This is a genomic window from Corynebacterium comes (genome assembly GCF_009734405.1).
In the GTDB taxonomy this organism is placed as follows: Bacteria; Actinomycetota; Actinomycetes; order Mycobacteriales; family Mycobacteriaceae; genus Corynebacterium; species Corynebacterium comes.
On sequence record NZ_CP046453.1, the window covers coordinates 2,202,187 to 2,227,735 of the forward strand.

At 67.3% G+C, this 25,549-nt stretch carries 22 protein-coding genes, 2 tRNA genes and 1 riboswitch; of the genes, 8 read left to right on the plus strand and 16 right to left on the minus strand.

Going from position 1 to position 25,549, the window contains the following annotated elements; genetic code table 11:
* Positions 1–48: 48 nt before the first annotated feature.
* Entirely contained in the window at positions 49–1,191 is a 1,143-nt protein-coding gene (gene solA, locus CETAM_RS10555) for an N-methyl-L-tryptophan oxidase (protein ID WP_156228823.1), read from the minus strand.
* 306 nt (positions 1,192–1,497) lie between these two features.
* On the opposite strand from solA, the gene cmrA reads away from it, so the two are divergent.
* The 3 genes from cmrA (at position 1,498) to CETAM_RS10570 (ending at position 3,068) form a co-directional block, all read left to right on the plus strand.
* Complete coding sequence (cmrA, locus tag CETAM_RS10560; protein ID WP_156228824.1) at positions 1,498–2,301, plus strand: mycolate reductase; 804 nt, start codon at positions 1,498–1,500, stop codon at positions 2,299–2,301.
* A gap of 3 nt (positions 2,302–2,304) precedes the next feature.
* Positions 2,305–2,943: an oligoribonuclease gene (gene orn, locus CETAM_RS10565; protein WP_269076377.1), complete on the plus strand. Its 639-nt coding sequence runs from the start codon at positions 2,305–2,307 to the stop codon at positions 2,941–2,943.
* 49 nt (positions 2,944–2,992) lie between these two features.
* A tRNA-His gene (locus CETAM_RS10570) sits at positions 2,993–3,068 on the plus strand.
* 47 nt (positions 3,069–3,115) lie between these two features.
* On the opposite strand, the gene CETAM_RS10575 is transcribed toward CETAM_RS10570, so the two are convergent.
* A complete protein-coding gene (locus tag CETAM_RS10575; protein WP_231587461.1) occupies positions 3,116–4,339 on the minus strand; it encodes an FAD-dependent monooxygenase in 1,224 nt (407 codons plus the stop codon).
* A 131-nt stretch (positions 4,340–4,470) separates the two neighbouring features.
* Here CETAM_RS10575 and CETAM_RS10580 point away from each other — a divergent pair, with 131 nt between their 5' ends.
* Positions 4,471–5,631: a PucR family transcriptional regulator gene (locus tag CETAM_RS10580; RefSeq protein ID WP_156228825.1), complete on the plus strand. Its 1,161-nt coding sequence runs from the start codon at positions 4,471–4,473 to the stop codon at positions 5,629–5,631.
* Between the two features lie 130 nt (positions 5,632–5,761).
* The gene (locus CETAM_RS10585) at positions 5,762–6,964 is read left to right on the plus strand and encodes a thiolase family protein (RefSeq protein ID WP_156228826.1); all 1,203 of its coding nucleotides are present in this window, start codon (positions 5,762–5,764) and stop codon (positions 6,962–6,964) included.
* A gap of 87 nt (positions 6,965–7,051) precedes the next feature.
* Here the strand turns inward: CETAM_RS10585 and CETAM_RS10590 are convergent, their stop codons facing one another.
* The 9 genes from CETAM_RS10590 to CETAM_RS10630 are packed head-to-tail and all read right to left on the minus strand — an operon-like array spanning position 7,052 to position 17,141.
* A complete protein-coding gene (locus tag CETAM_RS10590; RefSeq protein WP_156228827.1) occupies positions 7,052–7,741 on the minus strand; it encodes an SDR family NAD(P)-dependent oxidoreductase in 690 nt (229 codons plus the stop codon).
* Positions 7,741–9,018, minus strand: a complete 1,278-nt coding sequence (locus CETAM_RS10595; RefSeq protein ID WP_197085728.1) for an acyl-CoA dehydrogenase family protein — start codon at positions 9,016–9,018, stop codon at positions 7,741–7,743. The genes CETAM_RS10590 and CETAM_RS10595 overlap by 1 nt, the downstream gene beginning before the upstream one ends.
* Positions 9,008–9,871: a 3-hydroxyacyl-CoA dehydrogenase family protein gene (locus CETAM_RS10600; RefSeq protein ID WP_156228828.1), complete on the minus strand. Its 864-nt coding sequence runs from the start codon at positions 9,869–9,871 to the stop codon at positions 9,008–9,010. Before CETAM_RS10600 ends, CETAM_RS10595 begins: the two co-directional genes overlap by 11 nt.
* 9 nt (positions 9,872–9,880) lie before the next feature.
* On the minus strand, positions 9,881–10,660 hold the full coding sequence (locus CETAM_RS10605; RefSeq protein ID WP_156228829.1) for an enoyl-CoA hydratase/isomerase family protein: 780 nt from the start codon (positions 10,658–10,660) through the stop codon (positions 9,881–9,883).
* Positions 10,660–13,605, minus strand: a complete 2,946-nt coding sequence (locus tag CETAM_RS13990; protein ID WP_156228830.1) for an AMP-binding protein — start codon at positions 13,603–13,605, stop codon at positions 10,660–10,662. The genes CETAM_RS10605 and CETAM_RS13990 overlap by 1 nt, the downstream gene beginning before the upstream one ends.
* A 29-nt stretch (positions 13,606–13,634) precedes the next feature.
* Positions 13,635–14,390: an SDR family NAD(P)-dependent oxidoreductase gene (locus tag CETAM_RS10615; RefSeq protein WP_156228831.1), complete on the minus strand. Its 756-nt coding sequence runs from the start codon at positions 14,388–14,390 to the stop codon at positions 13,635–13,637.
* 39 nt (positions 14,391–14,429) lie between these two features.
* A complete protein-coding gene (locus CETAM_RS10620) occupies positions 14,430–15,572 on the minus strand; it encodes an acyl-CoA dehydrogenase family protein (protein WP_156228832.1) in 1,143 nt (380 codons plus the stop codon).
* Between the two features lie 14 nt (positions 15,573–15,586).
* On the minus strand, positions 15,587–16,390 hold the full coding sequence (locus CETAM_RS10625) for an enoyl-CoA hydratase-related protein (protein WP_156228833.1): 804 nt from the start codon (positions 16,388–16,390) through the stop codon (positions 15,587–15,589).
* A gap of 49 nt (positions 16,391–16,439) precedes the next feature.
* Entirely contained in the window at positions 16,440–17,141 is a 702-nt protein-coding gene (locus tag CETAM_RS10630; protein ID WP_156228834.1) for a TetR/AcrR family transcriptional regulator, read from the minus strand.
* Positions 17,142–17,370: 229 nt separating this feature from the next.
* Here CETAM_RS10630 and CETAM_RS10635 point away from each other — a divergent pair, with 229 nt between their 5' ends.
* Complete coding sequence (locus CETAM_RS10635; RefSeq protein WP_156228835.1) at positions 17,371–18,564, plus strand: acetyl-CoA C-acetyltransferase; 1,194 nt, start codon at positions 17,371–17,373, stop codon at positions 18,562–18,564.
* On the opposite strand, the gene CETAM_RS10640 is transcribed toward CETAM_RS10635, so the two are convergent.
* The gene (locus tag CETAM_RS10640; protein WP_156228836.1) at positions 18,561–19,838 is read right to left on the minus strand and encodes an LLM class flavin-dependent oxidoreductase; all 1,278 of its coding nucleotides are present in this window, start codon (positions 19,836–19,838) and stop codon (positions 18,561–18,563) included. The two genes, CETAM_RS10635 and CETAM_RS10640, sit on opposite strands and share 4 nt — an antisense overlap.
* Before the next feature lie 5 nt (positions 19,839–19,843).
* Positions 19,844–20,620: a 3-oxoacyl-ACP reductase gene (locus CETAM_RS10645; RefSeq protein ID WP_156228837.1), complete on the minus strand. Its 777-nt coding sequence runs from the start codon at positions 20,618–20,620 to the stop codon at positions 19,844–19,846.
* A gap of 56 nt (positions 20,621–20,676) precedes the next feature.
* Positions 20,677–20,773: riboswitch (TPP riboswitch) on the minus strand.
* A gap of 83 nt (positions 20,774–20,856) precedes the next feature.
* Between CETAM_RS10645 and CETAM_RS10650 the strand changes: the two genes are divergently transcribed.
* On the plus strand, positions 20,857–21,741 hold the full coding sequence (locus tag CETAM_RS10650; RefSeq protein WP_156228838.1) for an SDR family oxidoreductase: 885 nt from the start codon (positions 20,857–20,859) through the stop codon (positions 21,739–21,741).
* Here CETAM_RS10650 and CETAM_RS10655 read toward each other — a convergent pair.
* The gene (locus CETAM_RS10655) at positions 21,731–22,696 is read right to left on the minus strand and encodes an MsnO8 family LLM class oxidoreductase (protein WP_156228839.1); all 966 of its coding nucleotides are present in this window, start codon (positions 22,694–22,696) and stop codon (positions 21,731–21,733) included. The two genes, CETAM_RS10650 and CETAM_RS10655, sit on opposite strands and share 11 nt — an antisense overlap.
* Positions 22,697–22,716: 20 nt before the next feature.
* The gene (locus CETAM_RS10660) at positions 22,717–23,859 is read right to left on the minus strand and encodes a L,D-transpeptidase (protein WP_156229487.1); all 1,143 of its coding nucleotides are present in this window, start codon (positions 23,857–23,859) and stop codon (positions 22,717–22,719) included.
* A 269-nt stretch (positions 23,860–24,128) separates the two neighbouring features.
* Between CETAM_RS10660 and CETAM_RS10665 the strand changes: the two genes are divergently transcribed.
* A tRNA-Lys gene (locus CETAM_RS10665) sits at positions 24,129–24,201 on the plus strand.
* A 59-nt stretch (positions 24,202–24,260) separates the two neighbouring features.
* Here CETAM_RS10665 and CETAM_RS10670 read toward each other — a convergent pair.
* Positions 24,261–25,511: a glutaminase gene (locus tag CETAM_RS10670; RefSeq protein ID WP_156228840.1), complete on the minus strand. Its 1,251-nt coding sequence runs from the start codon at positions 25,509–25,511 to the stop codon at positions 24,261–24,263.
* Positions 25,512–25,549 lie beyond the last annotated feature (38 nt).

The following is a 25,549-nucleotide window of genomic DNA, read 5'->3' on the forward strand; positions in this document are numbered from 1 at the left end:
GGCGGACTGTTGTCTGCCCGGGGTTTCTGCTTCCTCCGGCCCAGTCGACTACCCCGCGACCGGCAGCTTCTCGTGGGAGGATGCGGCGAAGTCCCCGTGGTAGTACTCGGCCTCGCCGTGGACCGCGAGGGACGCCAGCATTTCGCCGAGGGCCGGGGCCATCTTGAAGCCGTGTCCTGACAGACCCGTGACAATGACGGCGTTGCCGAAGACGTCGATGATCGGGTCGCGGGAAGAGGTGAAGGTGTCGTAATGGACGCTGAAGCGGTTGGGCTCGGGTTGGACCCCGGGGAACATCTCTGCGACGCGGGCGCCGAAGGCGGACAGTTTTTCGCGGTCGAGGCGCAGATCGCACTCCTCGATGTACGGTCCCTCGGGTCCTCCCCAGATGTCCATGCCGGAGATCTTGACGGAGTAGCCGTCGACGCTGGGGGCGCCGAAGACGTGGAAGTCGTCGCGGTCCCGGATGAAGCAGGGCAGGCGCGCGGGGTTGAAGTCGGCCAGAATATGTGGCAGGAACCAGGTCAGCACCAGTTTCCGGATCTCCACCAGGTCCGCGACCTGTGGCACGAGCTCCCTGACCCAGGCACCTGCGGTGACGATGACCTTGTCCACGGTCACCTGCCGCTTCGAGGTGGTGATGGTGATGTCTTCGTCGTCCTCGATACGCAGGATCTTCTCGTTCTCGAAGATCGTCGCGCCGTTCTCACGTGCCTGTTCGACGGCGCTGAGCACGGCCGACTCCGGGCGCATGGCGCCGCCGAGCAGGTCGATGACGCCGGCCTCATCGTCCCGGAAATCCATGCCCGGGTAGCGGCGACGCATCTCCTTCGCCGTGACCCTTTCGTGGGGCAGGTCGTAGGTGTCGATGGAGTCGAGCATGCGTTGGAACGGGGCGCTGTCCTCGGGACCGACGGTCAGGCAGCCGAAGGGGTGCAGGAGGGTGCGGTCCGACAGGTCGCCGAGCTCCTCCCAGAGTTCACGCGCGCGGACCAGTAGCGGCACGTATTTCGCGCCCTCGTGGTAGGCGGTCCGGAAGAGCCGGGTCTCCCCGGAGAAGGCTCCGTAGCTGTGGCAGAGACCGAACTGTTCGAAGCCGATGACCTCGACTCCGGGAATGAGGCTGAGTTGCCAGGCGGCCATGGATCCGGTGGTCCCCAGGCCGATGACGGCGATGCGGGTGGTGGACATGATCAGTGCTCCTTAAGCCAGTGTCGGTTCGTCCCGGAGCGTGAGTTCGGTGCTGATCCCGCGCTCCATGGCATTCAGGCGATATCTGCTGCGTACGTTGTTCCTCCTCATCAACCAGGTGATATACGTTTGTGTCGTCCTTTTCTGTCGGACAACAGAAACGCTAGCGGGTTTTTACCTGTCATTCAATTGGTATTGGAGAACTGTGCCGATTCTCACCGAATCCTCCGGTTCTCCACCCGGCCCCCGCCACCTGGCGGGCAGGCCGCCCACACCTGCACCGCGACGTCGATTAGCGTAGGGGCCATGACTCTCCCCTCCCCCAGCCCGCAGACTCATGCGCTCGTGACGGGCGCCAGCCAGGGCATCGGCATGGCCATGGCGCGTGACCTCGCGTCGATGGGCCACAACCTGATCGTGGTCGCACGCAGAGAAGCGGTGCTCCAGGAGTTCGCCACCGAGCTCGAGGCCGCCCACGGCGTGGACGTCGAGGTCTTCGCGGCCGACCTGAGCAAGCACGACGAGGTCACCCGCCTCATCGAGCTCATCGACGCCCGCCGGATCTCCATCCTGATCAACTCCGCCGGCATCGCCACCTTCGGCCCGCTGGTCAAGCAGGACTGGGACCACGAGGTCGACCAGTTCAACCTCAACGCCACCGCCGTCTTCCGCCTCACCCGTGCGGTCCTGGACGGCATGCTCGAGCGGAAGTCGGGCGCGATCTGCAACGTCGGTTCGGCGGCCGGCAACGTGCCCATCCCCAACAACGCCACCTACGTGTTCACCAAGGCCGGCGTCAACGCCTTCACCGAGGCGCTTCACTATGAACTCAAGGGCACCGGCGTGACCTGCACGCTGTTGGCCCCCGGCCCGGTGCGCGACGCGGTGGTTCCGGACGCGGAGAAATCCATCGTCGACCGGGTCGTCCCCGGCTTCCTGTGGACCACCTACGAATCATGCTCCCGCGAGACGCTGGAGGGCATGGCGAAGAACCAGCGCCGCGTGGTCCCCGGCCCGCTGAGCAAGGCGATGAACGCCATTTCCAAAGCCGCACCGACGGGCCTCATCGCCCCGTTGGTCGGCAGGTTCTACTCCAAGATTGGTGGATAAACAGTGATCGAGAACAGCGTCGCACCCAAGAATGACCGCCTCGTGTGGGTCGACCTCGAGATGACGGGCCTCGATCTCGAGCGCCACGTCATCGTCGAGATCGCCGCCCTGATCACGGACGCCAACCTCAACATCATCGGCGAGGGCGTCGACCTGGTCGTCCACGCCACCGAGGATGAGCTGGCGAAGATGGACGACTTCGTCACCAACATGCACGCCACCTCCGGCCTGACCGAGCAGATCCGCCGGTCCACCGTGTCCATGGCCGAGGCCGAGACGGCAGTCCTGGCGCTCATCGCCGAGCACTGCTCCCCCGAGCATCCCGCACCACTGGCCGGCAACTCCATCGCCACGGACCGCGCGTTCATCCGCGAGCAGATGCCGCGTCTCGACGCCGCCCTCCACTACCGCATGGTGGACGTCTCCTCCATCAAGGAACTCTCCCGTCGCTGGTTCCCCAAGGCCTACTTCTGCCAGCCGGAGAAGGGCCTGGCCCACCGCGCTCTGGCCGACATCGTCGAATCGATCCGCGAGCTCGACTACTACCGACGCACCGTCTTCGTCCCCTCCCCCGGCCCGGACTCCACCGTCGCGGCCAAAAACGCCACTGCGGTTAGCGACCACTACCAGCAGTTTTTGTAAAATCCGCCACATGGGTTAATCTGTAATCCGCTGCGATTAAGCGGCAATGGTGGCTGTAGTTCAGCTGGTAGAGCACCAGGTTGTGATCCTGGGTGTCGCGGGTTCGAGCCCCGTCAGCCACCCCAGAGAAGAGCCCCTGACCTTGGAACACAAGGTCAGGGGCTCTTTCATGTCAGGCCCCCACCGGCGCGAGCGCACGGTCGGCGACATGCTCGTGGATCCAGGCCAAAGAACGGTCCCAGAAGTCCGCCGCCCCGAGTCGTGCGTTGCGGGCGTCGGCCAGGGGGCCGTCGGGAAGGTGAAGCGCATCCGCGGTGGCCAGGGAGGTGATCTGGACACGGCGCACCCGGTCAGCCCGGAGATCCTGGTACCGCTGGCGGGCGTCGTCCCATCCGGTTCCCTGTTCCAGTCCTTCCAGCAGGCAGTCGGCGAGCACGATGGCGTCCTCGATCGACTGGTTGGCGCCTTGTCCGTGGTGGGGAACCATGGCGTGGGCGGCGTCGCCGAGCAGGGTGATGCGCCCGCGACTCCACCGCTGCAGCGGGGGCCGGTTGAACAGCGCCCAGCGCTCCGCCACCGGAGCAGCGCTGACCATCTCCATCACAGCCGGGTCCCAGCCCTCGAAGGCCGCCAGGTGCTCGTTCTCCTCGGCGGGCACGACCCACGACTTGTCCGCCCACGGGCCGTCGTGCCTGCGCACCAGCAGGAAGTTCTGCACGCCGCCGCCGATGGGATAGTGCAGGAGGTGACCGCCGGGGCCCATCCAGAACTGGATGCTCTCAGGGTCGGGCAGGGAGGGAACCTGGTCCGGGGCCACCAGGCCACGCCAGCCGTGGCAACCGGAGAACTGTGCGTCGTCGTAGCCGAGGATTTCCCGGCGCAGCCTCGAACGCACGCCGTCGGCGCCGATGACCAGGTCAGCTTCGACGGTATCCCCGTCCGCGAAGTGCAGGACAGCGGAGTGCTCGCCGTCGTCGACCCGCACGCACTTCTTGTTCAGGTGCAGCGCGCCCTCGCCCAGGGCCTCCTTCAACATCAGCTGCAGATCCGCACGGTGGACGCCGTAGTACGGTGCGCCGGCCCGGTCGTGATACTCCTGGCGCGACAGCACCCGGCCGAGGACGCGGCCGTCCCTGCCGTCCCGGAAGATCAGGCCGTCGACGTCGGCGGCCTTCTCCGCCAGCTGCTCACTGATGCCGATCCGGTCCTGCAGGAACCGGACCGCGTTGGCGGAGAGCGCGACGGCCGCACCCACTTCCCTCAGCTCGGCCGCCTGTTCATACACCTGGGGGTCAAGACCCCGGCGGCGCAATTCGGTGGCCAGGGTGAGTCCGCCGATGCCGGCTCCCACGATCGCGATCCGCATTCCAGGACGGGTGACGATTGATGATCTCATGGATCTTCTCCTCTGTATGACGATGTCTGCACAGGAGCCTACGGGCGACCTCTCCCACAAAGCATCGGCATTGTGTGGCAAGTAATTCCCGAATCTTCCGACACTGTGTCGGACTCGGATAGGGTATCCGTGTGGATCACCTTCCTGAACTCGATGACGCCGTCCAGGATCTCGCAGAAGCCACGGGCCGCCGACTGGTCGTGATGGGCCAGTCCATGCGGGTGGTGGCGTATTCGATCCATGAGAGCCCGGAGGACCGCCGGCGCCTGTTCCACTTGCTTGCCCACAGCGATGCCTGGCCACACCCCCGCACGACGAGCAAACCGTGCCAGGTCGAGACGTTTCCCGAGGTCGGCCCGCTGGTGTTCCTGCGGCTGAGCGATCCGCAGCGACACACCGTCGGCTATCTGGTCACACCCGCCCCCGAGGACGGGGCCGACTGTCCGGCGCTCACCGACGCCGCGCCGCTGCTCGCCGAGCTGCTCCGCGCCCGGCAGCACGAGTCCGCGGACCGGACGGAGCACTCCCGCCGACTCACCGTGGCCCTGACCACCGGAAGCCCCCACGAACGGGAGGCCGCCGCTGCGGCACTGATCGCCGAGCGGTTTCTCAGCGACGCCGAAGGCTACTGTGCCGTCGCGCTGGGCGTTGATCCGCGCGACCCGATGCCGCTCGCCCGTGAGAAGACGGCCCAGGCGGTGTCGCGCACCCTCAAGTTTGTCCGGGAGACCTCAACCGCCACGGTCATCGGCGGGATCACGGACACTCCGGTCGGGATCCTGGTCTTCCCCCGACCCGTGGTGGTTCCCCGTCTCATCCGCATCCTGGAGCACCCGCAGGTGGCCCCGGTCCGGGCGGGCGTCGGGCCCCTCCTCCCCCTGGCGGACGTGCACAGCTCCTTCGTCCAGGCCCACCTGGCGTGGCGCGCCAGCTGGCTGGCACCGGCCGACCACGAGATCGTGACCACCTGGGACGGCGCCGGTCTGGACGCGACGCTGGCCCGTCTACCTCTGGAGGACTTCACCTTGACCGACCTACCGCCGTCAACGAGGGACCTGCTGAGCGCGATCGACTCCCCGGACCTCCTGACCACCCTGGAGGCATACCTGGACGCCGGCGGGGACGCTCAGCGGACGTCGCGTGAGCTGAACATCCACCGTTCGACGCTGTACTACCGGCTGGACAAACTGCGCACCGCTGTCGTCGGTGACCTCTCGGACGGCATCCTGCGACGCGACCTGCACACCGGGTTGCGGATGGCCCGCCTGGCAGGGCTGGTGCCGACCCGGTGATGTCCACCTCACACCCGCAGAGAATTATGCGCTAAAGCATTGAATTGCATCCTATTAAGAGGTAATTTGTGTCACACTAACGAGTGAACCGACGTTCATTCATTCTTTACCTCTCACGAAGGATCGCACCATGACGCAACTCAACGAAGCATTCCTCGTCTCCGGCGCACGCACCCCCGTCGGGAAATACGGTGGTGCACTCTCCTCTGTGCGCCCGGATGATCTCGCCGCGCTGGTGATCAGACAGGTGGTCACGGACGCCGGCATCGACCCGGCGGACGTCGATGAGGTCATCCTCGGCAACGCCAACGGCGCGGGCGAAGAGAACCGCAACGTCGCACGCATGGCCTGGCTGCTCGCGGGCTTCCCCGACACTGTGCCGGGCATGACCGTCAACCGGCTCTGCGCTTCGGGGATGTCGGCCATCTCGGTCGCCACCGCGATGGTCAGGAGCGGGCAGGCCGACATCATCGTCGCGGGCGGCGTGGAATCCATGTCGCGTGCGCCGTGGGTGACGGAGAAGCCGAAGTCGGCCTTCGCGAAGCCGGGCGAGACCTTCGACACCTCCATCGGCTGGCGCTTCGTCAACCCGGTCTTCGCCGCCCAGGAGAAGATGACGCTGAGCATGCCGGAGACCGCCGAAGAGGTGGCGCGTCAGTTCAACGTTACCCGGGAGCAGGCGGACCAGTTCGCAGTCGCGTCGCAGGCCAAGGCCGCCGCGGCGATGGCGGCCGGCCACTTCGACGCCGAGATCGTGCCAGTGGAGGTCACGGACCGCAAGGGCAACGTCACCGCCGTGACCCGGGATGAGGGCCCGCGCCCCGGCACCACGACGGAGGCGCTGGCGAAGCTGCGTCCGGTGGTCGACCGGGTGGTCACCGCGGGCAACTCCTCGACGCTCAACGACGGCGCGTCGGCCGTCATCGTCGCCTCTGAGGCGGCCGTCGAGAGGTACGGCCTCACCCCGCGGGCACGCGTGGTCGCGAGCACCCAGACCGGCCTGCACCCCTCCATCATGGGCATGGGCCCGGTCGAGGCGAGCCGCATGGCGCTCGAGCGGGCGGGCTGGAGCATGGACAGCTTGGACGCCGTCGAACTCAATGAAGCCTTCGCCACCCAGTCCGTGGCCTGCATGAAGGAGATGGGCGTGGACCCGGAGATCGTCAACGCCTGGGGCGGCGCCATCGCGCTCGGCCACCCGCTGGGATCCTCCGGGGCCCGCATCACCGTCACCCTGCTCAACCGCATGGAGCAGGGTGACCTCAGGCGCGGCCTGGCCACGATGTGCGTGGGCGTGGGCCAGGGAACCGCACTGCTGGTGGAGAAGGTCTAGCAGGACCGGACCACACACAACAGAAGGCCTCCGGTGAGAACGGATTCCGTTCTCACCGGAGGCCTTCTGTTGCGGCAGCGCCGCCGGCTACATCGTCAACCCGCCGGAGACGGACAGCACCTGACCGGTGGTGAAACCGGAGTTGGGGCCGACGAAATAGGCCACGGCCTCGGCGATCTCCCCCGCCGTGGCGGTCCTCCCCTTCGGGATGGCGCGCACGGTGCCGCCCATGACCTTGGCGGTCAGCCCCTCCCCCTCGAGCATCCCGGACAGCAGCCCCGTGTCGGTGGGGCCCGGGCTGACGATGTTGATGGTGACGTCCCTGCGAGCCGTCTCCCGGGCGATGGAGCGTACGAAGCCCATCAACCCGGCGCGGGCGGCCGAACTTGCCGCGTCACCCAGCGTCCCGGCCTTGCCGGAGTCGGAGCCGACGAGCACGATCCGGCCGTGGTCGCCGAAGACCTGCAGGGCGCCGCGCACCAGGTTCATCGGGCCGAGCAGCTCGGTCGCGATGATCTCCTCCGCCAATTCCGGCGACTGCCTGGCAAAGAAGTCGAGCTCGTGGCGGTGCCCGGTGGTCACCACCAGGGTGTCGAAGTCGCCGATCTCCCCGAACACCCGCGCCACCTCGGCGGGCGAGGTCGCGTCGAGCTGGACGGCGTCGAACTCCGCGGGACGGTGCCGGTGGTAGGTGGTGGTGACGGTGGCGTCGTCGAGAAGCAGGCGGCGGGCGACCGCCGTGCCGATACCACCGGTACCCACGATGACCGCGTGCATCAGGCCCCCGTCATCGCATTCAGGGAGGTGATCTTGCGGCCGATGAGCAGCGACTGGATGAACTCGGTGCCCTCGTAGGTGTGCACGACCTCCATGTCGGTCATGTGGCGGACCACGTGGAAGTCCAGCAGCAGGCCGTTGCCGCCGAGCAGGTCCCGCGCGCGGCGGGCCACCTCGCGGGCCCGGTCGGCGGAGTGCATCTTGGCTATCGACGCCATCGTGCCCGTCCACTGCCCCGACTGCTGCAGCTCCGCCATCCGGTGGCACATGAGCTGGATGGCGGTGACGTCGGCGGCCATCGAGGCCAGCGCGTTCTGCACCAGCTGGGTGGCACCGATGGGTCGGCCGAACTGCTCCCGGGTGGTGGCGTATGTGCTCGCCGCCTCGAAGCAGGCGATCGCGTGCCCCAGTGCCTCCCAGGAGGCGCCGCCACGGGTGGTGGCGAGCACGCGGGAGACGTCCTTGAAGCTCCCGCAACCGGGCAGGCGGTTGGCCTCCGGGACGCGCACGTCGGTGAAGAACATGTTCGCCTGCAGGATCGCCCGCTTGCCGGCCTTGCGCGTGATCACCTCGTAGGTGAAGCCCTCGGGGCGGTTGTCCGGGTCGCGCGGGTCCTCGCGTTCCATGACGAAGGCCTTGACGGCGCCGTCCGCCTCGTCTCGGGCGAAGACGATGACGTTGTGGGACATGGAGCCGTTGCCGATCCAGCGTTTGGCGCCGTTGATCACCCACTCCTCGCCCTCCCGCCGGGCGGTGGTGTCCAGGCCTACCGAGTCCGAGCCGTGGCGCGGTTCGGTGAGCGCGAAGCAGCCGATCTTCTCCAGCTTCGCCATCGCCGGCAACCAGCGCTGCTTCTGTTCCTCGGAGCCGAGCATGTTGATGGTGCCCATCGCCAGGTTGGCCTGGACGCCGAGGAAGGTGTTCACGGAGCCGTCGCCACGCGAGAGTTCCTGGATGGCCACGCCCTGCGCCAGACGCGAGAGCCCCGGGCAGCCGTAGCCGGAGATGGGTGCCCCGACCACGCCGGTGGCCGCCAGGCCCTCGAGCAGTTCGTAGGGGAACTCGGCCCGCTCCCAGTAGTCGTTGATCACCGGCAGGACCTGCTCGTCGACGAACCTGCGGACCCGGTCGCGGACCTCCTGAACGTCCTCGGGGAGATCCTGTTCCAGCAGGTAGAAGTCGGTGCCGCGGGGAGTGGTCAGGCCGTCGCGGAGCTCATCGAGGTAGTCCGCGGTGTCCCGCACCCAGTCAGTGGATACTGCGGTGTCAGTCGGCATAGCTGTACCAGCCCTTTCCGGTCTTGCGGCCGAACTCCCCCGCCTCATACTTCTCGGTGATCAGCGGGTGCGGCTTCTCCCGCTCGTCGCCGGTCATATCGAAGGTGGCCTCGCGGATGAGGTAGGTGACGTCGATGCCCACCAGGTCCATCAGCTCGAACGGGCCCATGGGGTGACCGAGCGCGGACTTCGCGGCGACGTCGATATCCTCGAGGGAGGCGATGCCCTGCTCGAAGAGGTCGATCGCCTCGGAACGGAGCGCACCCATGAGCCGATTGGCGATGAAGCCCGGGATCTCCTTGTTCAGCAGCACCGGCAGCTTGCCCATCTGCCGGGCGACCGCCATGACGGTGTCGACGGTGTCGTCGGAGGTGTCCGGGTGCCGGACGACCTCGACGGCCTTCATCACCAGCGCCGGGTTGAAGAAGTGCATGTTGCACACCTTCTCCGGGCGCTTCGTCGCGTCGGCCACGGAGGATGAGCCGTAGGTCGATGAGTTGGTGGTCAGGATCGCGTGCCCGGGTGCGAGCTCGTCGATCTGGGCGAACACCCTGCGCTTGATGTCGAGCTTCTCGGTGGCGGCCTCGATGACCAGGTCCGCGTCGCCCACGGCCTCGCGGAGGTCGGTGGTGAACCGGAGGCGGGACCAGGCGGCGTCGGCCTGCCCGGCGTCGAGACGCCCCTTGGCCACACGTCCGTCCACCCACTCCTTCATGGCCTGTTCCGCCTGGGAGACGGCGTCGGCGGAGATGTCCTGGACCACGGCGTCGAACCCGCCGAGGGCGGCGACCATTCCGATCTGTCTGCCCATGGCACCGGAGCCGATGACGGCTATCTTCTTCACTTCAGTCATGTCTGGAGATCACTTTCCCTGGAAGTTCGGCGGGCGCTTGGCCAGGAACGCTGCCGCGCCCTCCGCCTTGTCGTCCGTGGTGTACAGCAGTGTCTGCGCCAGTCGCTCCAGCAGCAGGCCGGTGCGCTGATCGGTTTCCGCGCCGTTGGTGATCACGAGTTTCGCCAGCTGGGTCGCCAGCGGCCCCTTGCCCAGGATCTTCTTCACGGTCGCCTGTGCCCCGGCCAGCAGCCCATCCTGCGGGTGGACCTCCGTGACCAGGCCGTAGTCGAGGGCCTCGGTGGCGCTGAGGACGCGGCTGGTGAGGATCATCTCCACCGCACGCCCCTTGCCCACCAGCCGGGAGAGCCGCTGCGTCCCGCCGGCGCCGGGCAGGACTCCGAGGGTGGTCTCCGGCAGGCCGACCTTGGCGTTCTCGGCGGCGATGCGGATGTCGCAGCTCATGGCCAGCTCCAGTCCCCCACCCATGGCCACACCGTTGATGGCGGCGAGCGTCGGCTTGGGGAACTCCTCGATCAGGTTGAAGAGCCTCTGCATCGTCCCGGCCAGGCCGTAGGCCAGGTCGTAGTGTTCGAGCTGCGAGATGTCCGCTCCGGCGACGAAGGCCTTCTCCCCCGCACCGGTGAAGATGACGGCCTGTACGTCGGCGTCGTCCCGCCACTCCTCGAGTACCTGCCTGACCTCGGCGAGCACCGTGGTGGACAGCGCGTTGCGCTTGTCCGGGCGGTTGATGGTGATGGTGCCGACGTGGCTGTCGACGTCCGCGGTGATCGTCTCGAAGGTGCCCATCAGTTGACCCCTCCCGGTGCGTGGAAGGCACCGACGCCGGTGATGAAGCGGCCGATGGTCAGCTGGTGGACCTCGTCGGTGCCCTCGTAGGTGCGCACCGACTCGAGGTTGTTGGCGTGACGCAGCGGCGAGTAGTCCAGCGAGATGCCGTTGCCGCCGAGCATGGCGCGGGCCTCGCGGGCGATCTCGATGGAGATGCGGGTGTTGTCGAGCTTGCCGGTGGAGATCATCTCCGGGGTGATTCCCGTGGTGTCCTTGAGTCGGCCGATGTGGTGGGCCAGGTGGTAGCCCTTGTTGATGGCCACCGCCATGTCCGCGAGCTTGGCCTGGGTGAGCTGGAAGTGGGTCAGCGGGGTACCGAACTGGGTCCGGTGGTTGCCGTACTCCAGCGCGGCGTTGAAGGAGTCGCGGGCGGCGCCCAGGACACCCCAGATGATGCCGTAGCGGGCCTCGTTGAGGCAGGAGAAAGGGCCACGCAGGCCGACCGCGGAGTCGAGCGGGAGCATCGCCGTGGAAGGCAGGCGCACATTGTCCAGGTGGATCTCGCACTGGATCGAGGCGCGCATGGAGAGCTTCGGCTCGATCGCCTGGGCGGAGAAGCCCGGGGTGTCGGTCGGGACGACGAAGCCACGGACGCCGCGGCCGTCGCCGTGTTCCTCGGTCTGGGCCCAGATGATGGCCACATCGGCGATGTTGGCCAGGCCGATCCACCGCTTGGAGCCGTTGATCACCCAGTCGCCGCCCGGCTCCTGGCGCGCGGTCGTCTTCATCGACGCGGGGTCGGAGCCGGCGGTGGGCTCCGTGAGCCCGAAGCAGCCGATCGCCTCGCCCTTGGCCATGCGCGGCAGCCACTCGAGCCGCTGGTCGAGGGAACCGTGCTTGTAGATCGCCGACATCGCCAGCGAACCCTGGACCGAGACGAAGGTCCGCAGACCCGAGTCGCCGGCCTCCAGTTCCTGGGCGGCCAGGCCGTACTCGACGGCCGAGCGGCCCGGGCAGCCGTAGCCCTTCAGGTGCATGCCCAGCACGCCGAGCTTGCCCAGCTCGGGGATGATCTCCCGGGGGAAGACGCCGTCGTTGTACCACTCCGCGATGTTGGGGCGGATCTCCCGGTCCACGAACTGGCGGACCTGCAGCGCGGTGGACTTCTCCTCCACGGAGAACAGGGAGTCCATGCGGGTGACGTCGACCGGCCCCCACCAGGAACCGTGCTTGTTGGCCAGCACAGGAACGGCGGTGACCTGGCCCGGGGTGGGGGCCTCGCCGTTGTCGGCCTTCTCCTGCTTGCGCTGCTCGGCCACCTCGGCCAGGTGCTCACGCAGCTTGAACTTCTGCGGCTTGCCCGAGGGGGTGCGCGGCAGCGTCTCGGTGACCTCGAGGTACTCCGGCCAGTAGGGCTTGGCGATGTTGGTGGACTCCAGGTGCTTCTTCATCGCCTCCATGGTCAGCGGCTCACGGCCGTGCTCCATGACGACGATCGCGGCGGCGATCTCCTGCAGACGATCGTCCGGCATACCCACGACGGCGACGTCCGCCACGTCCGCATGCTGCACGATGGCGTTCTCCAGGTCCGCGACCGGCACGTTTTCGCCGCCACGGATGATGACGTCCTTGCTGCGGCCGGAGAGGGAGACGAAGCCCTCCTCGTCGATGATCGCGAGGTCGCCGGTGACGAACCAGTCACCGTCGAACTCCTTGCGGGTCTCCTCCAGCATGTTCAGGTAGCCGCGGAACAGGAACGCGCCACGGACCTGGAGGTTGCCCTCCCGGCCGGCGGGCAGTTCCTCGCCCTCGGAGTCGACGACGCGGACCTCCATGCCGGGCAGCGGACGACCGTCGGTGTTGATGATCTTCTCGTCCGGGTAGTCCGGGTGTCCCATGGTGGACAAGCAGCACTCGGTCATGCCCCAGCCGCCGAAGACGCTCATCTGCGGGAGCCGCTCCCGGGCGTCGGTGATGAAGCTGCGCGGGATCGGCGCACCCATGCAGCAGAAGTGCCTGAGGCTGGACAGATCGTAGTGGTGCAGGTTCTCCGCGGTGAGCAGGTCGTGCAGGAAGGGTGCGGCGCCGGAGGTGTGGTTGATCTTGTACTTCTCCACCAGGTAGACGAAGTAGTCGACGTCCCAGATGTCCTGGAACACACCCGTCGCACCGAGCATGATCGGCAGGCTCACACCGTAGAGGTAGCCGGTGAGGTGGCCGAAGGTGGAGGCCATGTGGATGACGGAGGAGTCGTCCAGGCCCAGCTTGTCGGGCCAGGGCAGCGCGCCGGCGAGCACGTTGTTGTGGGTGTGCATGACGCCCTTGGGCTTACCGGTGGTGCCCGAGGTGAACATGATCAGCGCCAGGTCGTTCGGGCCCGGGCGCAGCGGAGCGAAGTCAGCGGGGTTTTCGTCCCGGCGGATGCGACCGAGCTCGAGGAAGTCCTCGAAGAGCTCGAAGCCCTTCCGCTGGCTCTGGCCGCGCACCACGATGGTCTTGCGGAGATCAGGGAGGTCGTCGCGGAGGCGGTCGACCATGTCCATGTAGTTGAAGCGGCGGAAGGTCTCCGGGACGAAGAGCACCGACACCTTCGCGGTCTTGGCCATGTGGCCGATCTCGCGGTCGCGGTAGATCGGGATGAGGGGGTTGGTGATGGCTCCGACGCGCATCGCCGCGAGGTGGATCACCAGCCACTCGTACCAGTTGGGGAGCTGGATGCCCACGACGTCGGTCGGCTGCACCCCGATCTCCAGGAGGGCATGCGCCGCGATGTCGACGTCCTCGGCGAGCCTGGCGTAGTTGTGCCGGTTGTTCGGCTCGACGGTGCACAGTTTGTCGGGGTGGGCGGCGACCGCTTCGTCGAAGTAGTCGATGAGGAGACGGTTCTTCCAGAAACCTGCTTCGGTGTTCTTCTGGATCTCTTCGTCGGTGATCAGCATGTCAAAGTTGGTACGCATGGTCATGGTGTCCTTTCAGGGGCCGGCTGGTGCCGCTAGATCATCGTCAGTCCACCGGAGACAGACAGCGTCTGACCGGTGACGTAGGAGGTGTCGGGGGAGGCGAAGAAGGAGACGGCGTTGGCCAGGTCCTCGGGCTGTGCGAGGCGACGCAGCGGGATGGACTTCTCCAGGGCGGCACGCAGCTTCGGGTTTTCCTCGGAGATCTGGGCGAACAGCGGGGTGTCGGACGGGCCGGGGCAGACGGCGTTGGCGGTGACGCCGTAGCGGGCGAGCTCACGGGCCAGGGTCTTGGTGAAGGAGACGAGGCCGCCCTTGCAGGCCGAGTAGACGGCCTCACCGGAGGAGCCGACGCGGGCGGCGTCGGAACCGATGTTGATGATGGTGCCCTTGCCCTGGTCGACCATCTTGCGGGCCACTGCCTGGGAGCAGTGGAGGGAGCCGTAGAGGTTGATGTTGATGATGCGGTCCCACACCTCCGGCTCGATCTCGAGGAAGGGGCCGATCTTGTCCCAGCCGGCGTTGTTGACCAGGACGTCGATACGCCCGTACTTCTCTACGGCCTGCTCGACCATGGCGTCGACGGCGGCGCGGTCGGTGATGTCCACGGTGATGCCGATGGAGTCATTGCCCAGCTCCGCGGCGGTGGCCGAGGCGGCTTCTCCGTTGAGGTCGGCGACGACGACGGTGGCGCCGTCCTCGACCAGTCGCTGGGCGATGCCCTTGCCGATTCCCTGTGCTGCGCCGGTGACGATGCAGATCAGGCCGTTGAGGTGCTTGTCGTTGCTCATACTTTTCTCCAGGTGGTGTGTGGCGTGGTGTGTGGTGGTTTAGGGCGCGAACTCGCGGCCGAGGTTCTGGCGGGCGATGATCAGCTTCATGATCTGGGCGGTGCCGTCGCCGATCTGCAGGCCGAGGACGTCGCGCATGCGCTGCTCGATCGGGTAGTCCCGGAGGTAACCGAACTGGCCGTGGGAGAGCAGGCACTGGTTGATCACGTCGTAGGCGACCTTGGGGGCCCACCACTTGCACATGGCGGCTTCCTTGGTGTGCGGCAGGTTGGCGTCCTTGAGCCACAGCGTCTTCTGGCACAGGACGCGGGCGGCGGTGAGCATGGTGTCGGCCTCCGCCAGCGGGAAGGACACGCCCTGGAACTTGCTGATGGGCTGGTCGAACGCCTGCCGCTGGCTGGTGTACTGCCAGGTCTCGTCGAGGGTGACCTGGGCGGCGCCGATGACCTGCAGGCCGATCAGGGCGCGGGAGAAGTCGAAGCCCTGCATGACCTCGGTGAAGCCCTGCCCCTCGGCGCCGAGGAGGTTCTCCCCGGGGATCCGGACGTTATCGAACTCCACGAAACCGCGCCCCACGGAGACGGTGCCCATGTCGTTGGTGGCGGTTCTGGTGATGCCGTCGCGGTCGAGCTCGACCAGGAAGGCGCTGATGCCGCGGCCACGGCGCCCCTCCTCGGTGCGGGCGAAGATGACGGTGGCGCCGGCGTGGAGGGCGAAAGACATGGACTTGGTGCCGTTGATCACCCAGCCGTCGTTCTCCCGGCGGGCGGTCATCTGCGGGTTGCCGGCGTCGGAGCCGCCGGAGGGCTCGGACAGGCCGATGGCCACGATGTCCTCGCCGCTGGCGATCCTGGGCACCCACTTCTGGGCGACGGACTTCTGCGCGTTACGGGCGATGACCTGTGCGACCAGGGAGCCGACCACCTGGACGTAGGTGACGTTGAGGTCGGCGCGGGAGATCTGCTCGATGATCATGCCCGAGGTCAGGGCGCGCTCGCCCTGACCGCCCAGCTCCCTGGGGAGTTCGGGGGCGATGAGTCCGCGTGCGCCCATCTCCTTGCGCAGTTCCACGTCGATCCTGCGGTCCTGTTCCCGCTGCCGGGTGTCCGGGGCGATCTGCTCGGCGAAGGAACAGGCCTCGTCGATGTAGCGCTGCATCGCGGCGTCAATGGTGAAATCCATGGTTCCGACCTCTTCTAGTGGTGGGCGACTTTGGCGGCGAAGTCAGGCATGCGCTTCTCGGCGAAGGCGTTGGCGCCCTCCATGCCCTCTTCGGAGACCACGTAGAGGTCGAGGGCGGACATCGCCATGTTGGACAGGCCGGCCTGGTGGTCGGTGTCGGCGTTGAAGGACTGCTTGAGGAAGCGGATGGCGGTCGGTGACTTCTCGGCGATCTCGTCGGCCCAGGCCAGTGCCTCGTCGAGGAGCTTCTCCGGCGCGACGACCTCGTTGACCAGGCCCCAGCTCTTCGCGGTCTCGGCGTCGTACTGACGGCACAGGTACCAGATCTCGCGGGCCCGCTTCTCGCCGACGATGCGGGCGAGGTACGCGGAACCGAAGCCGGCGTCGAAGGAGCCGACCTTGGGGCCAGACTGGCCGAAGCGGGCGGTGGAGGAGGCGATCGTGAGGTCGCACAGCACGTGAAGGACGTGGCCGCCGCCGATGGCGATGCCGTTGACTGCGGCGATGACGGGCTTGGGGATGTCGCGGATGGTCTTGTGCAGCAGGCCGATCTCGAAGAGGCCGGACTCGCTCGGGCCGTAGTCGCCGGTCTCGGCGCGCTGCTTGACGTCGCCGCCGGAGCAGAAGGCCTTCTCGCCGGCGCCGGTGAGGATGACCGCCTGTACGCCGCGGTCCGCCCAGGCCATCTTGAAGGCCTTGATCAGTTCCTCGACGGTCTGGGACCGGAAGGCGTTGTAGCGCTGCGGACGGTTGATCGTGATCACGGCGGCGGCGTTGCGACGCTCGTAGGTGATGTCCTCAAACTGCGGTGCGTTCATCTCAGGTCGTTCCTCTTCTTCTGGGTTCTTCAGGGCTGTCGGTTACAGGTCACTGCTGGTCGGCGGGCGGCTGCGGGCCTGCGAGCAGGTCCGCGTAGGTGTCGTGGTACTCCGGCAGCAGGGCGCCGTACAGGGCGATGGAGAGCTGGGTGGACACGAAGTCCTCGAAGCTCATGCGCTCGGAGAAGTACCAGTACTTCAGTGCCCATGAGTGGGCGATGATGAGCAGGTCGTAGGAGAAGACACGGGCGTTCATGGGGCGGAACAGGCCCGCCTCGATCGCTCCCTGGGTGGCCTGCAGCATCGGCTGGCCGGTCTGCATCTCCAGGCTCTTGATCAGGTCCTGGCTCTCACGGTCCAACGAGGCGGTTTCCCGGTAGGTCAGGAGGGTGGCTCGGCGGTTGTCGCGGATCACCTCGGCGTAGGCGGTGAAGGCGGCGGCCACCTTGCGGACGGGGTCCTCCACGGGCTCAATCGCCCGGGGAATGTTGTAGGCCATCTCATCGAGGACTCCGATGATGACGGCCCGGACGAGGGCCTCCTTGCTGTCGTAGTAGCGGTAGATCAGGCCGACGGAGACTCCGGCCTCATCGGCGATGGCCTTCATGGACACCTGGTGGGAACCGGTCTGCTGCATCAGCCGCGCTGCGGCATCGAGCAGCTGACGGGTGCGCACGTCCTGGCGGGCGTTGCGCGCCTCCGTGTCGGCGTCCTGGCGGGACGCCGTTCCTGGTGCGGTCGTGGTGGCCATGAGGTGCCTTTCAAGCGGGGTTAAAGGGGAGGGGTTCGAAACTGCGTGAATAGTGATTCAGAGTGAGTGAACGTTCATTCACTGATTGCGACTGTAGCCCCGCCCCGATGTGTTTGCAATCACTTTCGCCAAAATTCTTTAATCTGCGTCACATTTGCACGATCGCCCACTTTGCAGCACACTTGCCGCAGGGTTCCCTCGAAACTGCACGACTCTCCCAGGAGCAACCATGAACAGCACCCACCAGCCGCAGGACATCGTCATCGTCGGCGCAGCACGCACCCCCTTCGGACGTCTTCTCGGCGGCCTGTCCCCCCTGGCCGCCACCGAACTCGGGGCCACCGCCATCCGCGGGGCACTCGACCAGGCGAGTATCGATCCCGAGCTTGTCGACGCCGTCCTCATGGGCCAGGTCCTCCAGGCCGGCGCCGGACAGAACCCCGCCAAGCAGGCCGCCCGCAAGGCCGGCCTGCCCGAGCGGGCACACGCGACGACCCTCAACAAGGTCTGCCTCTCCGGGCTCAGCGCGATCATCGACGCCGCCCGGCTGCTGCGCTCGGGCGAAGCGGACGTCGTGGTCGCAGGAGGCATGGAGTCCATGTCGAACTCCCCGCATCTGCTGCCCGGCAGCCGCCGGGGCCACAAGTTCGGCCCTGCCTCCCTGGTCGACCACATGGCGCTCGACGGGCTCACCGACGCAGAGCTCGGCGTCTCCATGGGCACGATGACCGAGGGTTACGCCGACCAGCACCCCGCCAGCCGCGCGGAACAGGACCGTTTCTCCGCCACCTCACACGCGAAAGCGGCCGCAGCCTGGGAGAACGGGACCATGGCTGCCGAGGTGGTGCCCGTCGTGATCTCCGGCCGCAAGGGCGAGACGACGATCGAGCAGGATGAGGGCATCCGCCCCGACTCCACCGAGGAGAGCCTGGGCACGCTTCGCCCGGCCTTCGAGAAGGAGGGCACCATCACCGCGGGCAACTCCTCCCCCATCTCCGACGGCGCCGCCGCCACCGTGCTGACCACCCGGGCGCTCGCGGAGGAGAAGGGCTGGCCGGTGCTCGCCACCGTCCGCGCAGTCGGCCAGGTGGCCGGCCCGGATTCCTCCCTGCAGGTCCAGCCGGCCAATGCCCTGGCACAGGCGCTGGAGCGCCAGGGCTGGGAGGCCCGGGATCTCGACGTCGTGGAGATCAACGAGGCCTTCGCCGCCGTCGGCGTGTGCTCGACCAATCAGCTCGGCATCGACCCTGCGGTGGTCAACCCGCACGGCGGCGCCATCGCGCTGGGCCACCCCATCGGCGCATCCGGCGCACGCCTGGTCACACACGTCGCCCACCTGCTCAGCCGGGGCGAAGCCCACCGGGCGGGTGTCGCCCTGTGCGGTGGCGGCGGCCAGGGCGAGGCACTGCTGCTGGAGAACTAGTCCGAGAGGTGCTCCCGCAGCGTCGCGCCGGCGTACTCCGTCCGGAACAGGCCCCGCTCCTGGAGGACGGGAATGACCAGGTCAACGAAGTCCTCGATACCCGCAGGCAGCGAGGGTGGCATGAGGTTGAACCCGTCTGCGCCACCGCCGTCGACCCAGCGCTGCATCTCGTCGGCGATCTGTTCCGGGGTGCCCACGAAGGTGGCGTGACCGCCGCCGGCGGCGAGGTAGCCGAGCAGCTCACGCACGGTCGGGTGCGTCGACTCGATGATGCGCAGGATCGTGGCGTAACGCCCGGCGGGGCCGGTGAACTCCGCCAGCGGCGGCAGTGCGGGAACCGGGGCATCCAGTTCCCAGCCGGAGGTGTCCTGGTCGATGAAATACGACAGCCCCTTCAGGGCGTCGGCCACAGGAAGCAGCGCATTGAGTGCGCGCTGCTTCTCCCGGGCCTCCTCCTCGGTGCGGGCGACGTAGGTGACCAGACCGGGCATGACCACGAGTTCATCAGGGTCCCGGCCTACCGCCTCGGCGCGACGACGCACGTCGAGACGGTACTCGCGGGCCATCTCCAGATCCCAGGCGACGGCGTAGACGCCTTCGGCATGTCTCGCCGCCAGGTTTCGGCCTGGATCCGAGGCCCCGGCCTGGAAGAGCACCGGACGCCCCTGGGGTGGCGCCGGGATGTTGAGCGGACCGGCGACCGCGAAGAAGTCCCCGGAGTGATCGAGCGTCGACAAGCGGGCGGAATCACCCCACCGCGTGGAAGCATCGTCGAGCACCGCCGCAGAGGGGAACGAGTCCCACAGGCGGTTGATCACGGAGATGAACTCCTCCGCGCGGGCATAACGCTCGGCGTGCGGCGGCAGCGCGGGCATACCGTGGTTACGCGCCTCGGAGTCATTCATCGAGGTCACCACGTTGATCCCGGCGCGGCCTCCCGAGATGTGGTCGAGGCTGGCCAGCATGCGCGCGGCGTGGAAGGGCGACCAGAAGGAGGCGGAGATGGTCGTCACCAGGCCGATGCGTTCGGTCGCGCGGGCCAGCGCCGTCAGGGTGGTCACCGGTTCCAGGAACCACAGCGGGCCGGACCCGACGCCGTCGAGGTCGGCGGACTGGCCGTCGGCAAGGAAGACGGCGTCGAGGCGGCCCCGCTCAGCCACCCGGGCGAGGTGCTCCCAGTAGGTGATGTCGCCGAGCCTGCCCGAGGATGAGTCAGGGGCCCGCCACGCGGAGGTGTGGTGACCTGCTGCGAAGGCGAAGAGATTGATGTGCACGGCTTCTAGTCCTTCACCAGTCCACCGTCGACGACCAGGTTCTGGCCGGTGACGGAACGTGCCCACGGGGAGGCGAAGAACAGGATCGCGTCGGCGAACTCGGCGGGCGTGGTCACCGACTGCAGCGGAGTGGAGGCCGCGATGAGGTCGAAGACCTCGTCCGGGGTGGCCGCACTGGCATCGGTGGTGCGCAGCAACCCGCCCGAGAGCATGTTCACCGTGACACCCCGCGGCCCCAGATCCGCGGCGAAGGTGCGCGTCAGGGAGAGCAGCGCGGCCTTCGCCGCGGTGTAGTCGTGGTACGGGACCACCGGGTACTGGAAGAGGTTGGTGCCGATCGTGATCACACGTCCCGAACCGAACTCATCGAAACCGGGCAGCGCGGCCTGGATGACGTTGAGGGCACCCTGGATCGCGCCGGCGAACTGATCCTGGAAACGCCCGTAGGTGATCTCCTCGGCCTTGGGGCGGGCATCGCCGTCGAAGGAGAAGTCCACCAGGGCGTTGTTGACCACGGTGGTGACGGGGGCGTCGAAAAACTCCCTGGCCTGCACGTACAGCGCATCGACCTGCGCACGGTCACGGACGTCCGCCCGGATGGCGACCGCCCGGCCGGGATACTCCCCGACGAGTGCCGCGGCCGCCTCCCCGCTGGAGAAGTAGTTGACGACGACCTTCGCGCCCTCGCGCAGGAACGCCTCAGATATTGCCCGGCCGAGGCCGCGGGCCCCGCCGGTGACGAGCACGATCTGCTCGGATATCGCTGGTGCAGTGGTGGTCATGTAGACGCCTTTCTCAAGGAAAGGGCGAAAGTATTTCCGGGTCCTTCAAGGAGTCCTTCAAGGACAGTGGACAATCCCTTCGCCAGCATTAACTGGATCAGGTTCGACGGGTATGTTCTCAGCTGCCAGCAGGCGGCACCCCGTGTCACGCGGCACCAACGCTAGCAGGGGGGCGACGCACGCCACCCCATCCGGTAACCTGGGTCACACATCGTCGAGACCTTATAGGAGTGACCATGGCCGCCCTCAACGACCCCCGCACCCTCCATCCGAAGATCGACCCGCCGAAACAGACCCAGCCCCACCCGGGCCTGGACGCCAAGCTCGACCCCCAGGCCGACCTGGGTCTGGAGACCTACCGGGGCAGCGGTCGCCTCCAGGGCAGGAAGGCGTTGATCACCGGCGGCGACTCCGGCATCGGCGCCGCCGTGGCCATCGCCTACGCCCGGGAGGGCGCGGACGTCGCCATCGCCTACCTCCCCGAGGAGGAGCCCGACGCGGAGAAGATCATCAGGGCCATCGAGGACGCCGGCCAGCAGGCCCTGGCACTTCCCGGGGACCTGCAGGAGCTGAAGCACTGCGAGGAGATCGTGGAGAAGACCGTCGAGACCTTCGGCGGCCTGGACATCCTGGTCAACAACGCCTCCCGCCAGATCTGGCACGACGGGATCAGGAACATCCCGGACGATGATTTCGACGCCACCATGAAGTCCAACATCTACAGCTCCTACCGGGTGACCAAGGCGGCCCTGCCACACCTCAAGCCCGGCTCCGCCATCATCTTCACCTCCTCGATCCAGGCGTACCAACCCTCCCCCCACCTGCTCGACTACGCCATGACCAAGGCGGCGATGAACAATCTCGCCAAGGGGCTGGCGGTGCAGCTCGCACCGGAGGGCATCCGGGTCAACGCCGTCGCCCCGGGCCCGGTGTGGACTCCCCTGCAGCCCAGCCACGGCCAGCCGCAGGACAAGATCGAGGGTTTCGGCCAGCACTCACCGCTCGGCCGCGCGGGACAGCCCGCCGAGCTGGCTGGCGCGTTCGTGTTCCTCGCCTCCGATGAAGCCTCCTACGTCATGGGCGAGACCCTCGGAGTCACCGGCGGCACGCCTACGCCCTAGCGGCCAGCTCCGCGAGCAGCTCCTCGGAACGCGCACGGCCCGCGAGGTCGCTCATGCCACCGGTGATGAGGATCTCCTGCGCGCCGGTGGCGCGGAGAAGCGGCCGGAGGCGGGCGGCGACCTGCGCGGGCGTGCCGTGGATGCCGGTGTCCAGCAACTCCCCGATCCGGCGGCGTTCCCGGGCGCTGAGCGTCGACTCGTCGAGCTCCGAAAGCGGCCGCAGGCTGTCGAAGGAGCCGGTGGAACGCGCCTTCGCCTGCGCCCACGCCTCGGGGATGAGCAGGTCGCGGGCAGCCTCCCCCGTGTCCGCGACGGCGACATTGCCGGAGAGGATGACGTGCGGGGCGCCGATGAGCCCGGGACGGAAGTTCTCCCGGTAGAGCCTGGCGGCGTCGACCTGGTTGGGGCCGCCGAGGATCACCCCGAGCCCGAGTTCGGCGGCCAGGAGCACCGAGCGGAAACCCGCGAGAAGGAACACGGGAGTGGCGCCCTCGTTGGCCGGGCGGGCGGTGACGGCGGCGTCGCCACGCAGATAGCTGATGAGTTCGCGCAGGTCAGCGGGGTATCTCTTCTTCAGTTCCGCCACATCCCCCTGGCGAAGCGCGGCGCGGACGGGAGCGGTGAAGCCGAGAGATGAGCCGATGCCGGCGTCGACACGCGCCGGGTACAGGGCCTCCAGTGTGGCGATCTGCTCGGCCACTATCAGCGGCTGGTGATCGGGCAGCATGATGCCCGCGGTGCCGATCCGGATCGAGTCGGTGGCGGCGCCCACGGCGGTGGCGAGCAGCGCAGGTTGCGAGCCCGGCAGGCCGGGCACTGCGTGGTGTTCCGCGAGGAGGAAGCGACGGAACCCCAGCGCCTGGGCCGAACGGGCGTGGTCGACCACACCCCGGAGCACCTCTGATTCGCTGATCCCGGCGATGGCGTGGGCACGGTCAAGAACGGAGAAGCGCATGACCCCACCATGCCAGGTGGTCACCAGCTGGAGGTGTCGTCCGCGTTACCCTTCCGCCAGGTCTCCCAGGGGATGTTCCAGTCGCCGAGGCCGTCGTAGCCGGACAGCACATCCCCGACGGTGTTGCGGACCTCGACCGGATCGCCACGCTTGACCACGTCCTGGAACCAGGCGGCGGCCTCGGTGGTGACGTTGATGCAGCCGTGCGAGACGTTCCGCCTGCCCTGATCGCCCACCGACCACGGGGCGGCGTGGACGTAGATGCCGGACCAGGACATCTGCGTCGCGTAGTCCACCTCGGTGCGGTAACCGCCCTGGTCATACGCCAGGCCGAAGGTCGTGGAGTCCATGACGAGGGACTCATGCCTGTCGCCGATGACGTAGGTGCCGTTCGGGGTCGCCCACTTGTCGGCGCCCAGCGAAACAGGGATGGTGCGCAGGGCCTCGCCGTTGCGGTAGACGGTCATGGACTTGGTGGCGTCGTCGACCACGGTGCGGACGTCCTCGCCGATGGTGAAGCTGGTCCCGTTGTCCTGGGAGCCGTACACTCCCCCGCCGAGGTCCGCACCGTAGACGTCCGCCCGGACGTCCACCCGGGTACCCGGGGTCCAGAACTCCTTCGGCCGCCAGCGCAGCTCGGAGTTGTTCAGCCAGTAGAAGGCACCCTCGACCTCCGGGGACGTGGTGATGGTGATGGCGTCCTGCGCCGCCTGCCGGTCCTTCACTGCGGTGCCGAAGCGCAGAGTGATCGTCTGTGCGACGCCGACCGTGGAGTCTTCCAGCGGTGCGAGTGCCACCCCGGTCGTGCTCACCGGGCTCACGGTGCTGAAGGTGGTGGTCGCCGTCTGCCCGCCACGGTCCTCCGCCGTGATCGTGTACGTGCGGTGGTAGCCGAGCACCTCCGCCGTCGACCACTGCGTTCCGTCGGTGGACAACTCGGATTCGACCACCTTGCCGTCCTGGTTGGTCATGGTGACCTTTTTCAGGCCCTCGGCCGACGTCACCGTCACCGGCCGGGAAGGATCCACATCCTCCGCCCCGTCACGCACCGAGATCTCCGGCGCCGCGGCGCTCTCCACGACCCGGGACTGCGTCTCGCTCACCGACGACGCCCTGTCAATCGTGCAGCCCGTCAACGTCCCCACCGTCAGAGCCGCCACCATCAGTACTGCACTGCCCCGTCCGGCGAGGGGGATCCTGAACTTCACTCTTGACCTCTTGACTCAGCACAGACCATATCGACCATTTCTTATGAACTCCGTTCAGGTTATCGCCCTTCCGGCCACCCGGCCAACACATCAGGTCCAGACACGTTCCAGCGACCTGAAAAAACCGTCCTGACCTGCCGATTTTACTAACTGCAACAAAGCCTGTTATATTTTTCCTCGTTGCCAAGACATTCCGGAACAAACGGAATGCACGGATAACATCTGCGCCATTAGCTCAATTGGTAGAGCATCTGACTCTTAATCAGAGGGTTCGGGGTTCGATTCCCTGATGGCGCACAACAGGACCAGGCCCCCGCGGCCTGGTCCTTTTTGTTTGCCCGGCCCCCGGTGCCCTGTCAAGGGAGCACGGCCACCGTGTCCGCGTAGGTTCCGTCGGAGAACTCCAGGTCAGTGAGGACTCCCTCCGGGTCGTGGATGGCACAGGCGAAGCCCTTTTCCCGGAGCCGACGCAGTCCTTCCTTGACCATGCGGCGTCCCATGAGGTTGAAGGAGGTCACCCGGGAGACGTCGAGAATCAGCTCCTTTCCACCCAGGCTGTGGTCACCCAGTTCGTGGAGGATGTTCTCGGCCGCGGTGAAGTTGATGGTGCCCTGGAGGCGAATGATCGTGGAGTCACCCTCGCGGGTGATGGAACGCACCCCGGGCACGGAGTGGTGGTCGGCCGACATGAGATGCAGGCCCATGTCCCGGGACAGCCGCTCGAAGATCCTGACCCCGCGGACGGAGTTGCCCTGGGAATCCAGGCGCGGGGAGAACGTGGCGATGCCCAGCTGTCCGGGCAGGGTGCCGATGAGTCCGCCCGCGACCCCGGACTTCGCGGGGATCCCCACGCCCGCCATCCAGCGGCCCGCGCCGTCGTACATGCCGGCGGAGCTCATCACCGCGAGGGTGAGTCGACAGACCTCGGGCGTGAGGATCCTCTCCCCTGTGACGGGTTGGACGCCGCCGCCGGCGAGCGTGGCGGACATGACCGACAGGTCGCGGGTGGTGACCAGGATCGAGCATTGCCCGGTGTAGCTGAGGACGGCATCGTGCGCCTCGTCGTGGATGATGTCGTGGTTACGGAGCATGTGGGCGATGGAGAGGTTGCGGTCGGCGGTGGCCATCTCGGATGCGCAGAGACCGTGATCGACCTGGAGTTCACGGCCTGCCAGGCGGGAGAAGAGGGCCCGGATCTTCTCCAGACGGTCCTCCACGCTCGAGTCCTCGCCGTTGATGAGCTGGTTGACTGCGATCGCCCCGGCGTTGATCATGGGGTTGACGGGACGGTTGTCGTTCTGGTCGAGGGAGAGCTCGTTGAAGGCCTCGCCGGAGGGTTCCATTCCGACGACCCCGTTGACCGCGTCCGGGCCGAGTTCCTGGAGTGCCAGCGCGTAGACGAAGGGCTTGGAGATCGACTGCATCGTGAACTCCACGTCCGCGTCCCCGGCGGCGTAGACGTGACCGCTGGTGGTGCACAGTGCCAGGGCGAGGAGGTCCGGATCGGCGTCGCGAAGCTCCCGGATGTAGCCGGCGACGTCGCCACCTTCTTCGCCGCGCACGTGATCGAGGATGTCGGTGAGATAGTCGGGGATGGGTGGCTTCATTCCGCCGAGCCTACCTACGGCGCTGCCTCCTGCTGACG